The organism is uncultured Mobiluncus sp. (assembly GCF_947087965.1).
Taxonomy (GTDB): Bacteria; Actinomycetota; Actinomycetes; order Actinomycetales; family Actinomycetaceae; genus Mobiluncus.
In genome coordinates this window covers 329,354-342,227 of the sequence record NZ_CAMUES010000001.1, presented here as the reverse complement: position 1 = coordinate 342,227, position 12,874 = coordinate 329,354, and the positions used below count along the sequence as shown (strand labels likewise).

The following is a 12,874-nucleotide window of genomic DNA, read 5'->3' as shown; positions in this document are numbered from 1 at the left end:
TCCCCGGAGGGTTATTCCTCCTGCCCACTGTCCCCGCGAAACAATCCGGGGTCGGGTAGGCATCGCCAGTCGCTGCCTTTACAAGGTTACCAAAAAATTTATCTCCCCCCACACCTCGCAATTCCGGGGGTTCGGGCGAAAACTGGGGTTTCCTGGGCAAACCGGGTCCGCCGGCACCGCAAGGGGGCGAAAGTTTGTTAAAATCCAGTCATGAGTTCGTTGTCGGCGCCGTATTGGGGAATGTTGATACCCGCTCAGGTCATTCCTCAAGACAAGTGGACAGCCACGCAAAACCTGGTCTATTTCCTGATAGTGGTGGGCACTATCGCTCTAACCTTGGGTGTCGTGTGGCTGATTCGTCACTTCCACGGCGACACCGTCATTCCAGAAGCAGTCCCCCGTCACGACGCAATCAAACTCATTTATGAAGAGACCCTCTCTGCCGCGGACCGTGTCATCGTACGGGATAACCAAGTCATTGAGGCAGTGCGCTACATCCCGAAGGATCCGAACCTGGTAGCACCGCTGCAGCAGTGGCGCGACAAGCGGCGCGAATGGGCTGGTGAAATGGCTTTTCTGGAGTCCTTAGGGAAAAATCCCACACCGGAAACACTGACGGACACCGATAACGCGGAAACCCTGCGACGCCTACACGGCTTAGCGCAGGAACTCGAAGCCTCTCAACGCGGGCTGCTGCGCGCCATTCGTCAATCCATCGCGACCGGGACCGAAAATCTGCCCCTGGGTACGGACGCAAATTCGTAAGCGCGCTGGCCTATTTCTCTAACAAACCCTGTCCCCAGTAGGTTTCCGCGCTGGTTCCCGGAACAATCCAGTAAACTGCCGAACCGATGTGGGAGATAAACTTGTTCAACAAGTCGTGCATATCCAGGCGCTTTTGAATGGCCGTAAACTGAAGGTCCGGGTTGCGCTGGAAAGAAATCCACACCAAACCGCTGTTGGTCAGGTCGGACTGTCCCGGTTCCGGGGCATCGTCGTAGGCAAAAGCGCGGCGACGCAGCTTGTCGGAACCGTCGTCTTCATGTTCGCGGGACAGCGCCAGGTGAGAACGCCGATCAATGATAAAGTTACCGGTTTCATCTACCGCGTCCATGTCCTCCTCGTCGAACTCGCCGCCGCCGCTCAACGGACCGCCATCGGAGAGTTTGCGGCCAATCACGCGCTCGCGGGCGGGACGGTCCAGCAATTCCCACGGATCTAGGAAGTTTTGAATCCGGCGCAGCACCATAATGGTGGAACCGTCCAGGTAGGCCTGGTCGCCAGCGCCATCCAACCACACTTGCTCGGAGAATTCTTCCGCGGTGGACGGGTTCACGGTGCCGTCAACCTGACCGAACGGATTTCGTGGGGTCGTGCCGCGCGGGGCGGAACCGTAGGCGTAAGTAAAGCCCTTTTGCATCCATTGCAACGCGGCTTTGCCTTCGCACTTGGCCAGGATTAGGCGACCGGCCGCGAACAGGGTGCCCGGGTCGTCGCAGCAAATCTGGAACACCAAATCGGTCTGACCCCAACGTTCCTGCAGCTGGTCGAGTTTGAAAGCGGGAATGTCATGCAAGCCCTCAGGTTTCAGTTCCGGCTTACCCAAGAAATCAAAAATCCGCTCTCCAAAACCGCAGGTGATGGTTAGATTGGCGGTGACCGCGACCATTTCCGGAGCTAGGAAGTTCGGAATCGGGTTGCCCTGGGTCAACTCGCGGGCTGTGGCAGTTAGGTCCTTTAGCAGCTCAATGAACGCCGCCTGATCCAGGCTGGGTTCCAGGTTCATTCCCAAAACTTCCAGATGCGCCTGCGGAGGCTGTTCCACTCCGGACTGCATCCGGCCATCGAAAGGAATAGTAGCTTTTTGCAACGCGGTTTCAGACATTTTCCATAACTCCTCGATAAATCTAAGCAGTAACTCTTATCCTAGCCTCTCGCCACCTCCCGGTTGCACCAAACCGGGAACCCCGCCACCAGGACTGGCGTCCCGTAACGGAGCTACGCAACCTCCGCAGACAACCCACCGACCGCGCTTGTGAAAGTAAAAAACGCTGGGAGAGCCCCCACGAAACCGGTCGCCGCGCCGTGAGTCCTCAACCGGCTACGTTCACCTGGGGTTCACCCGCTTCCAAGCCCAGCTCCCGACCCAACCGGTTCGCTTCAGCTATCAGGGTTGGCACAATCTCCGCTTCCGGGACGGTCTTGATGACCTTTCCTTTGATGAAAATCTGGCCTTTGCCGTTGCCGGAAGCCACGCCCAAATCGGCTTCCCGCGCTTCACCCGGACCGTTGACAATGCAGCCCATCACCGCGACCCGCAGCGGGTAGGTGATGTCTTTCAGCCCGGCGGTAACCTCATTAGCCAGCGTGTAAACGTCGACTTGGGAACGTCCGCAGGACGGGCAGGATACGATTTCAAAGTTGCGTTTCCGCAAGCCCAGAGAACGCAAAATCTCTAACCCGACCTTGACTTCCTCAACCGGCGGGGCCGACAGCGAAACCCGAATCGTGTCGCCAATCCCTTCGGAGAGCAACGCCCCGAAAGCGGTTGCGGATTTGATGGTGCCTTGGAAAGTCGGGCCGGCCTCCGTCACGCCCAGGTGCAGCGGCCAGCCCCCGTGCTGGGCCAACAGGCGGTAGGCCTGAATCATCGTCACCGGGTTGTGGTGTTTCACCGAGATGGCAAAGTCATGGAAATCCACGTCCTCGAACAGCGACGCCTCCCACATGGCGGACTCGGCGAGCGCCTCTGCGGTGGCTCCCCCGAACTTTTCGTACAGCCGTTTGTCCAAAGACCCCGCGTTGACCCCGATGCGCAGCGCGGTGCCGTGGTCGGAGGCGGCTCGGGCGATTTCGCGCACTTGATCGTCAAAAGCCCGGATGTTGCCGGGATTCACCCGCACCGCACCGCAGCCGGCCTCGATAGCCTGGAACACATACTTTGGCTGGAAGTGAATGTCTGCCACCACCGGGATGGTGGCGCGTTTACAGATTTCGGGCAGCGCCGCCGCATCGTCTGCCGAGGGACACGCCACTCGGATGATGTCGCAGCCCGCAGCCGTCAGTTCGGCGATTTGCTGCAGGGTCGCTTCCACGTCAGAAGTCAGGGTGGTGGTCATGGACTGGACGCTCACCGGGGCGTCTCCCCCCACAGCGACGCTGCCGACCTGGATTTTGCGGGTCTGATGGCGCGGCGCCAACGGTTCGCGGGCGGACAGAGACTTGGTGGGCATCCCCAGGTTTACTTCACTCACGGTTTCGATTATTCCACCTTTGCGTGGCACTCGCACCAAGCGGGATTCCCCGGCAGGGTCGCTAGGGTGGTGGTTTTTCCGGCTCGAGTTTTGTCGAGATTGCGGTTTTCCGCGTCCTCAGCGTTGGCAGCGCGGACACCAGTAGAGTTTTCGTCCCCCCGCTACTTTGAGCTTGATGCTAGCACGGCAGCGCAGACAGGGTCGGTCTTGGCGCTGGTAGACGTAATATCGGGAGTCGATAGCTTGGGGTTCGCGTCCCGCAGCCAACTCGCGTTCCACGAAAGTAGCGTAATCGTCAGGATCTGCGGTGGTGATTCGTCCTGATTCCACGCCGAGGGGTAGGTATTCTTCCAGCCAGTTCCAGATTCGGCGCAGTTTGCGCGGCGTCACCTCGCGAGCTGGCGTAAACGGGTTCAGACGTGCCGCGTACAGCACTTCGGCGCGATAAATGTTGCCCACCCCGGCGATAACGGATTGGTCCATAAGAGCCTCCCCAATACCCTTTTGACGAGTGGCACAGCGTTTCACGAACTCACTAAAGTCGCTGTCGGGACGCAGTGGATCGGGTCCTAGCCGTGTCAAGATTGCGGCAACGCCCTCCTCGTCCAGCAGTTCACAGGTGTTTGGCCCGGACAGGTCCGCCACCCCGTGCGCGGTGACCAGGCGCAGACGCACCGTCCCGTAGGGCGGCGGCGGCGTGAAAGGCGCGGGGGTCCAAAACCAGCGATCCGCAAAATGTTCGTGGGGTGCAAAAGCGGAGTCATCGCGGTGAGTATGCACCGGAATCTCTACGATTTCCGCGACTGGCTGCGCAGTCTCAGCGAGGTCCAGGGCCGGACCGATGTGCTGGGCGATGAACCGAGAATCCCCGTAGAATCGCCAGGAACCGTAAATCCCCAAGTGAATATGCAGCCAGGTCAGGGTCGGTTTGGAGTCGGAAACGGTCGCGGCGGGGTCGGTCTGACGCGGAGTAAAACCGAGGAACATATGTTTCCCGTAGGCTTGCACATCAACCAGGCGCTGGCCGTCTAGCTCGGCGGCTCCCGCGGTGAAACGCCCCTGCGGAGAGGAGGCCGCAACCACCTCACCACTCATGACCTGGGTAAACTGGGCGGCCAGCCGGTGGATAGAATGACCTTCAGGCACGGTGTACGGCCTCTCTAACCGCCCCGGCCACGATAGCTCCACGCAGAACCACTCCGGCGGGTTGTTCCAAAACGTTGAGGTTAGCGCGCGGGTCAGAGTCGTACCACACCAGGTCAGCGGGCGCACCCTCCCACAGCGAGGGAGCCCCCAAGTAGTCCCGAGCCTTCCAGGTGGCCAGGTCAATAATTTCGGGAGCTGAAACACCTAAGTCCAACCACTGCAGCAGCTCTTGCGGCAGGGCGTCGTGGCGCTGGTAGCCGCCGGCATCGGTGCCCGGCAGCAATTGCACCCCCGCTTCATACAGCGCGGCTTGATGAGCCACCCGGGATTGATCCAAAGCGGTCATCGTGGCGGCATACACCGGATATTTTGTCCCCGCCTGGGCAGCAAAATCGGAAAACCGTGCGATTTGCAGCATGGTCGGTGTCACGCGGATACCGCGACGTTGCGCTTCGAGGATTTCGTCCGAATCCATGCCGGTGCCATGTTCGATACAGTCCACCCCGGCATCTAACAGGCCCTCTATCGTGCGGTGGGCGAAAGTGTGCACGGTCACCCGTGCCCCATTCTGGTGCGCAGCCGCCACCGCGTCACGCAGCACCGCGGTGGACCACAGCGGCTGCAAATCAGATTGGACCCCATCGGAGCGGTCAATCCAGTCCCCCACGATTTTCACCCAGCCATCGCCGCGTTTGGCCTGTTGGGCAACCGCCGTTGGCAGATCGGCTTCTTTTTCCAGCTCCAGCCCGTAGTAGCGCATATAGCGTTTGGGCCGCACCAGGTGCTGGCCACAGCGAATGATTTTCGGCAGCTCAGCCACCTGGTCAATCCAGCGGGTATCGGAGGGCACTCCGCAGTCACGAATCAGCAGTGTGCCTTTACTCAACGCCAGTTCGGCCTGTTCCCGCTGGGTTTCGACCGGTACGCTACCCGCGTGGGTCACGCCAACGTGGCAATGTACGTCCACCAGTCCGGGAATCGCGAAGCCGCTGACCTTTCGGTAAGTCAGCGCGGGTTTCGCCGTTCGGCTCACGATGCCGTCGTGAATATACAGGTCGCCGCGTACCCACCGGGATTCACAAGACACTGTCGTCGCCTGACCGGTGTATTCCCCCTCCATACTGGGGGTTTCTGACCACAGAAAAACCCCCGTAAAGTGCAGGTTATCCGGGTTTGTCGCCCCTCGGGATGTCATCACAGACCGCCCAGCATCCGTTTGATGTCATCAGGTAGATCGTCGGGGGTCAGGGCGGGGGTGGCCGGCGCGGACTGTTGCGGCGACCCGCCGAGACCGCCCATGCCTTTGAGCCCTCCCAGACCGGCGGGCAGAGAACCGGGCAAGTTGGGCATTGCGCCGGTCCCACTCATGGGGGTGGAGGAAATCCCCTCCAACGCTTCCCGAGCTTGACGGGCTGCCTTAGCGGGATTGCCGGATTTTGCTTTGCGCTGGGCTTTGGATTTCTTGCCAGATTTTGCCGTCTGTTTCGCTTTCGAATGCTTGCCCATGCCCGGCATCCGGCCGAATCCAGGCATCATTCCCATTCCGTCTGCGCCGCCGCCCATCCCGGGAATGCCGCCGCCGCTCATCATCTTTTGCGCCATCTGGAATCGGTCGACCAAACCGTTCACGTCCGCGACCGTGGTACCAGACCCGGCGGCAATCCGCGCGCGGCGCGAGCCGTTGAGAATCTTTACATCCTGGCGTTCCGCAGGAGTCATCGAACGAACGATAGCTTCAATCCGGTCGACTTCGCGCTCATCAAACTGGTCCAGTTGTTCCCGGATTTTGCCCGCCCCCGGCATCATCCCCAGCAGTTTCTTCATCGAACCGAGTTTGCGAATCTGTTGCAGCTGGTTGAGGAAGTCTTCCAAAGTCAACTGGCCCTGCTGAATCTTGCCGGCCAGCTTTTCGGCCTGCTCCATATCGAACGTTTCCTGAGCCTTTTCGATGAGGCTCAGCAGGTCGCCCATATCCAAAATCCGCGACGCCATCCGGTCGGCGTGGAATCGCTCAAAGTCGTCCAAGCCCTCCCCGGTCGAGGCGAACAGCACCGGAACCCCGGTGACACCCCGGACAGACAGGGCCGCACCACCGCGGGCATCGCCATCCAGCTTGGTCAGAACCACACCGGTGAAATCCACGCCCTCTTGGAAAGCCCGCGCGGTTCGCACCGCGTCCTGGCCAATCATGGCGTCCAGGACGAACAAGACCTCATCGGGTTGCACCTCGTCGCGAATGGAACGGGCTTGGGCCATGAGTTCCTCATCTACGCCCAGTCGGCCGGCGGTATCGACAATCATCACGTCATAGCCCGAACCGGAGGCCAGCGCCAAAGCGCGCCGCGCCACATCGACCGGGTCACCCACCCCGTTGCCGGGCTCGGGGGCGAAAACGGTGACCCCGGCCTGTTCGCCCACGATCTGCAACTGGTTGACCGCGTTGGGACGCTGCAAGTCCGCCGCCACCAACAAGACTTTCCGGTCGTCTTTCGCCAGCCATTTGCCGAGTTTCCCGGCCAGAGTCGTTTTACCGGCACCCTGCAGGCCGGCCAGCATGAATACGGTCGGGCCTTTGCCGGGTTTAGAGAAATGCAGTTCCCGGTCCTCGCCGCCCAGAATGTTAATCAACTCGTCGTTGACGATTTTCACAATCTGTTGAGCCGGGTTCAAAGCCTCCGACCGGGCCGCCCCATAAGCCTTTTCCTTTACGGTAGCGGTGAAATCCTTGACGACCTCCAAGGCCACATCAGCCTCAATCAGGGCGCGGCGGATATCGCTGACGGTGGCGTCAACGTCGGATTCCTTCAGCTTGCCCTTCTTGCGAAGGTTCTTAAACGATTCTGTCAGGCGGTCTTGCAGATTATTGAACACACGTTGATTTTATAGTGAGGCAAGATTTCGGGCAAAAGTGGGGGTTGGGGCGCGCCGCGGAGGACACGTTGGCGCAAAAGACCGGCGGTAAACGCCGTTATCTCCCGAAAGAACCGGAAACTGCCAGGCGAATCTAGGCATCCAGCAGGGCGTCAGCGAAATCGCCGGGCACGAAGGGCGCCAAATCGTCGGGACCTTCACCCAAACCAACGAGCTTCACCGGAATCCCCAGTTCCCGTTGCAAAGGCACGATGACCCCGCCTTTGGCAGAACCGTCCAGTTTGGTCAAAACGATACCGGTTACGCCCACCGCTTCGGTAAAGATTTTCGCCTGGCTCAAAGCGTTTTGCCCGGTAGTGGCATCGATAACCAGCAGGACTTCAGTGATGGGAACCTGCTTTTCAGCTACGCGCTTGATTTTGCCCAGCTCGTCCATCAAACCGACTTTGTTTTGCAAGCGTCCGGCGGTGTCAATCAAAACCACGTCACTGCCGGCCTCACGAGCAGTCTTCGCCGCATCGAAAGCCACGGAGGCAGGGTCAGCCTGGTCCTTTTCGGCGCGCACCACCGGCACGCCGACCCGATCGCCCCAAGTTTGCAGCTGTTCCCCGGCAGCAGCACGGAACGTATCGGCCGCACCCAATACTACGGTCTTGCGGTCAGCCACCAGCAGGCGAGCGAGTTTACCCACGGTGGTCGTCTTACCGCCGCCGTTAACGCCAACCATTAAGATACCGGCGGTCCGGGTGGGAGAATCCTCGGGAACCTCCAGGTTGAGACCACGCTCGGCCTTGCGGTCGAGCATATCGGTGAGCATCCGCTTGGCCATACGCCGCACCTGCGCAGCGTCCTTCTCGCCCGCGACCTTTTGTTTCACCTTTAGCTTGTCAATGAGCTCCACGGTTGGCTCGACGCCCATGTCGGCGGCCAGCAGCTCGTCTTCGATAGCCTCCCAATCGGTGGCTTGCAAATCAGCGCTGGACAGCACATTGAGAATGGCCCGCCCGAACTTGCCCTTACCGGCCAAACGTTCCTTTAAGCGGCGCATCCGGGAGGTCTTGGATTCCGGTTTTTCGATTTCCTCAATTTCGGGTTCGGTTGGCTCGGCAGTGTCAGAAACTGACTGCTCAGCCGGTGCGTCTGGCTCGGGTTCCTCTGCAGTCTCGGAATCCGCGGTGGCCTCCGGCGTCTCTGAGCTTTCGGGTTCCTCAGGGACTTCCGCTGCAGAGTCCGGCTCCGACTCCGTTTCCGAAGTGGTGTCATCCTCTGCAGCGTCCGCTGTCATTGCCGCTGCCGCCGCTTCCATAGCGGCTAGAGCTGCAGCACGGGCTTCTTCCACGCTCTGACCGGGAAGCGGTTTAAAGCACAGCCCGTCTGGGTCGCAATAAACCCCATCAGGCTTTATGATGACTTCTTCCTTGTCGAAGTCGTCATCCTCCACGCCCCAGTCATCTTGCGCCTCATCCAAGACGTCTTCGCCATCCGGACCAACGTCATCCGCGCCCGCATCCGCAAAATGGCCAGTCTCAGAGGTAGTCTGCTCGAGTTCTACGTCATCATCAGGATATTGAGTATCGCTACGACCATTAGCCTGAATGGTCTTTTCGACAATATTTCTCAGTTCTTTTTCACCTTGTTGCAGCTGGATGAGCGGCGTGTCGTCAGAATTTTCTCCGTCCTTACCGCTGTCGTCGCGAATCCGCTCCAACGTGTCCAACAGGCGATCCTCGTTGCGAATCTTACGTTGCTTCGAGTCGATTTGAGAGGCGCTGGCAACGATAACAATAACCACGAAGGCAATAGCCAACGGAATCATGAAAATGAGCGGATCAGTGTAGCCTGCCAGACCCTGTGAATTATTTAGTGTCGTACTAAGGATATTCATTGATTCCATCCAAAACGTCTCTCGTAGCACCGCGTAAAAACGTCTCTCATCCGCTTGAGCATTCGGTGCTATCCTATCTCTAACTTCGGTAGGTTTACCTAATTCACGGCTGCATCCGACAGGATTTGTCACTCGTTGGCGCCGGAGTTTTTCACCAGGCGCTGCGAAATGACCGCCGTGGTTCCCTCCTTCATCGTTACCCCGTACAGCGCGTCTGCAATCTCCATCGTACGTTTGTGGTGAGTAATGATGATTAATTGCGAGTTTTCACGCAAAATTTCGAAAACCCCCAGCAGTCGAGACAGGTTTACGTCGTCCAAAGCAGCCTCGACCTCATCGAGGACATAGAACGGTGAGGGTCGGGCTTGGAAAATCGCAAACAGAAAAGCCAACGCCGCTAAGGAACGTTCCCCGCCCGAAAGCAGGGACATGCGTTTCACGTTCTTGCCCGCAGGACGCGCTTCAATCTCGATGCCGGTATTCAACAGGTCTTTCGGATCGCTCAAGGTCAGCTTGCCTTCCCCACCGGGGAACAGGACTTGGAAAATATCTGTAAAAGCGGCACAGACGTCTGCGAACGCTTTGCCGAATACTTCCTCGACTTGGCGATCGACTTCCGCCACTACATTCATCAGGTCATCACGAGACTTTTTCAGGTCAGCCAGCTGGTCAGCCAAGAATTTGTGTCGCGCTACCAAGGCTTCATGTTCCTGCAAAGCCAGGGGGTTCACTTTGCCAATCCGTTTCAGTTCGGTTTGTGCCTGGGCTTTACGTTCTACCTGTTCCTCTCGGACAAAGGGGACGTGCTCGATCGTTTCACCAGCCTCGTCGAATACGGGAACCAGATTGTGCGGACCGTACTCGGCCAGCAAAGTGGGCTCATCCAGACCGCACTCCTGCTGAGCTTGTTCCAGCAATCGTGCCAACTTGGAGTTAACCTCCGCCAAAGCGACCTCATCGCGCATGGAAGCATCCTTGAGGTCGGTACGCTGACGACTCAGGTCGTCCACGGCGGCGCGCAGCGTCTCCATCTCAGTTTGCAGCTGTTCCCGGCTGGCGGTACTGGCCTCACGCTTGGCTTGGGCGCTGGCCGCTGCCACGTGAGCCAAACGCTGGGCAGCTTCAGCCTGTTCCATCACGTAGACAGACCGTTTCCGGCGCCGTTCCCGCACCAGTGCCCGGCTGGCTGCCGCTTGAGCGGCGGCTTGTTCCGCCGCAATGTTACGCTGCAGCGAGGCGGCACGCGATTCTAGTGATTCCAGTTCTTGACGAGCCACATGCGCCGCGATATGAGCGTCCGACTTCGCGGTTTGAGCCTCCGATACCGCTTCGATTGCGGCTTGCAGTTCGGCGGAAAAGTCCGGCTCATCCTCTCCAGCTTCGTCCTGAGCTTTCAGGCTGGCGTCCAAAGTCTCCTGTGCTTGTTTGAGAGCCTCCTGGCGTTTCTCTGTTTCCGCACGAGCCTGTTCCAGGTGTTTCCCGGCACGTTCGACTTCTGCCTGGGCCGCCCCGCGCTTCGCTTTGGCAGCCGCTACCGCTGCTGCTGCCGCCGCCGCGGCCGCATCTTGGGCTTTGAGCTGTGCCGCGGCCGCATCATATTCCTCCCGCGCCGCAGCTAGCTCGCTCTTCGCCCGAGCCAACTGACCATCGGCCTGATCAGCCGCCACAGCCGCCGCTTCAGCCTGTGCCGCCGCCTCATCGTATTCCGAGGCGCGCCGCAAAATCCCCGCATCGGGGTCCCCACCGCCGACAATCCGGGTAGACGAAAGAAAATCTCCCGCCTGAGTCACCGCCGCGGCAACTTTCCCGGTCAAAACCAAATCGCGAGCTTCTGACAAATCCGGACAGGCCGCCACCCCCGCCAACAGAGTCGCCACCACCGGGGGCAAAGTATTCCCTTTCCGGGCATTGACCAGCTGCCTCGCCCAACACACCCCGGCTGGAAGTTTCGCTTTCTCCAGGTCATCCGTCCCTTGAGCCCCGAATGGAGTTTCTGAACCGTCCGCGACCAGCAGGTGGACCTGACCCGCGGACTGCTGGCGGACAAAACGCAGCGCGTCAGCGGCCGATTCGACCCCAGAGGTCAGCAGCGCTTTAGACCACTGTCCAAACACGGCCCCTATTGCGTCTTCCCATCCAGCCTCAACCAGGATTGTTTCCAAGAGCGCCGCGTTGACGCCGTTCAGCCCCGCTTTCACTACTGCCCCGGCGGCATCTTCGGGCTGCAAGGTTTTCGCCAAAACCTCGCGTTTTGCCTCCCAAAAAGCGGCCTCTTCCCTGGCTTCGCCGAGTTCTTTGGTCAGTTGCGAGACTTTCTCTTGTATTGTCGCCACAGCCGTAGCGAGCTTTTCCTCTTGGGCTGCCAAAGTTCCGTCTGCCACCCCGGGAGGAAGCTCCGCCTCGACCTTGCTGAGTTCCTGGGCGCAAGCTGTTTCGCGCTGCGCGGCAGCCTGGAGGGCTTCTTCCATCCGGCTGAGATTCCCCGCCGCTTCCTCTGCCAGCGAGGCGGCGGTAGTGACCGCTCCGCGTAGTCGCTCCAAAGTTTCTCTCTTGTCCGCCCGGGCACGCTGCACTTTTTCAATCTGGGAGCGTACCGCGAATTCGCGCTCTTTGGCTCGCACTTCTGCAGCTTGGGTCTGGGTGACTGCATCGTCGGCTTTCGCTACGGCGGCTTGTTTTTCGGTAATCTCCTCACGAGTTTTTTCGAGCCGTTTTTCCAGCTCGGTGGTGTCGGCAGTCCGGGTTAGTTCCGCGGTTTCTTCCAAAGCATTGGCGCGTTCGCGGGCCTGATTCGCCAAAGATTCCAAGCGTTCCGCCAAGGTGCTCAGCTCAGCCCAGGTCTGGGTGAGTTTCTCCAGCTCCGGGCTGACCTCGTCGAAACTCGATTTTGCTACGTTCAGCTTCGTGTTTACCTCTTGCAGACGGGTCTCCAGGTCCGCGATTTTTGCCGAAATTTGTTCCTTTGAGGCGGTTTGCGACCCGGCTTTTTCTTTGTTTTGCGCCACCGCGTCTGCAATCAAACGGGCGGTCGCGTCAGCGAGTTCGGCTTGAACTCGGGCGGCTTTCCGGGCTGCCTCGGCCTGTTTACCCAGAGGACCCAACCGTTTCGAGACTTCATTTGTGAGGTCCTGGACACGAGATAGGTTGACAGCCAGGTTGTCCAGTTTTTTCAACGCTCGATCTTTACGCTGCCGGTGCTTAAGCACTCCGGCGGCTTCCTCGATGAAAGCGCGCCGTTCCAGTTCGGAGGCACTCAGAATCCGATCGAGTTGCCCCTGCCCCACAATGACGTGCATTTCCCGACCCATCCCAGTGTCGGAAAGCAACTCTTGGATATCTAACAGGCGCACCGGGGTTCCGTTGATGGCATACTCGGAACCGCCCGCCCGAAACATGGTGCGCGAAATCGTCACCTCAGAGTATTCGATAGGCAGAGCACCATCAGTGTTATCAATGGTTAATTGTACTTCCGCACGTCCCAGCGGAGCCCTCGTTTTGGTGCCGGCAAAAATGACATCCGACATCTGTGAGCCGCGCAGATTTTTGGCACCCTGCTCGCCCATCACCCATGCCAGCGCATCGACCACGTTCGATTTGCCTGAACCATTAGGGCCAACGACACAGGTCACCCCCGGTTCTAGGCTCATATGAACCGTGTTCGCGAAAGACTTAAAGCCTTTCAGGGTCAGGGACTTTAAATACACACACTTACCCTAGC

General features: G+C 59.2%; 9 protein-coding genes. 2 read left to right on the top strand and 7 right to left on the bottom strand.

Annotation, left to right across the window (positions count from 1 at the left end; all coding sequences use genetic code 11):
- Positions 1-210: 210 nt before the first annotated feature.
- Entirely contained in the window at positions 211-765 is a 555-nt protein-coding gene (locus Q0V70_RS01510; protein WP_297587541.1) for a hypothetical protein, read from the top strand.
- Between the two features lie 10 nt (positions 766-775).
- On the opposite strand, the gene Q0V70_RS01505 is transcribed toward Q0V70_RS01510, so the two are convergent.
- The 5 genes from Q0V70_RS01505 to ffh form a co-directional block, all read right to left on the bottom strand.
- On the bottom strand, positions 776-1,885 hold the full coding sequence (locus Q0V70_RS01505) for a Dyp-type peroxidase (RefSeq protein ID WP_297587538.1): 1,110 nt from the start codon (positions 1,883-1,885) through the stop codon (positions 776-778).
- 208 nt (positions 1,886-2,093) lie between these two features.
- Positions 2,094-3,233 carry a flavodoxin-dependent (E)-4-hydroxy-3-methylbut-2-enyl-diphosphate synthase gene (gene ispG / locus Q0V70_RS01500; protein ID WP_297587796.1) on the bottom strand — a complete coding sequence of 380 codons (1,140 nt, stop codon included), beginning with the start codon at positions 3,231-3,233 and terminating at the stop codon, positions 2,094-2,096.
- A 138-nt stretch (positions 3,234-3,371) separates the two neighbouring features.
- The gene (locus Q0V70_RS01495; protein WP_297587536.1) at positions 3,372-4,400 is read right to left on the bottom strand and encodes an Fpg/Nei family DNA glycosylase; all 1,029 of its coding nucleotides are present in this window, start codon (positions 4,398-4,400) and stop codon (positions 3,372-3,374) included.
- Entirely contained in the window at positions 4,393-5,595 is a 1,203-nt protein-coding gene (locus Q0V70_RS01490; RefSeq protein ID WP_297587793.1) for an amidohydrolase family protein, read from the bottom strand. Before Q0V70_RS01490 ends, Q0V70_RS01495 begins: the two co-directional genes overlap by 8 nt.
- Entirely contained in the window at positions 5,595-7,271 is a 1,677-nt protein-coding gene (ffh, locus tag Q0V70_RS01485) for a signal recognition particle protein (protein ID WP_297587534.1), read from the bottom strand. Before ffh ends, Q0V70_RS01490 begins: the two co-directional genes overlap by 1 nt.
- A gap of 14 nt (positions 7,272-7,285) precedes the next feature.
- Here ffh and Q0V70_RS01480 point away from each other — a divergent pair, with 14 nt between their 5' ends.
- Complete coding sequence (locus Q0V70_RS01480; RefSeq protein WP_297346911.1) at positions 7,286-7,408, top strand: hypothetical protein; 123 nt, start codon at positions 7,286-7,288, stop codon at positions 7,406-7,408.
- Here Q0V70_RS01480 and ftsY read toward each other — a convergent pair.
- Both ftsY and smc read right to left on the bottom strand, forming a co-directional pair.
- The gene (ftsY, locus tag Q0V70_RS01475; RefSeq protein WP_297587789.1) at positions 7,405-8,556 is read right to left on the bottom strand and encodes a signal recognition particle-docking protein FtsY; all 1,152 of its coding nucleotides are present in this window, start codon (positions 8,554-8,556) and stop codon (positions 7,405-7,407) included. The two genes, Q0V70_RS01480 and ftsY, sit on opposite strands and share 4 nt — an antisense overlap.
- Positions 8,557-9,284: 728 nt before the next feature.
- Positions 9,285-12,860 (bottom strand): chromosome segregation protein SMC, encoded by a 3,576-nt coding sequence (gene smc / locus Q0V70_RS01470; RefSeq protein WP_297587532.1) that lies wholly within the window; start codon positions 12,858-12,860, stop codon positions 9,285-9,287.
- Positions 12,861-12,874: the final 14 nt, after the last annotated feature.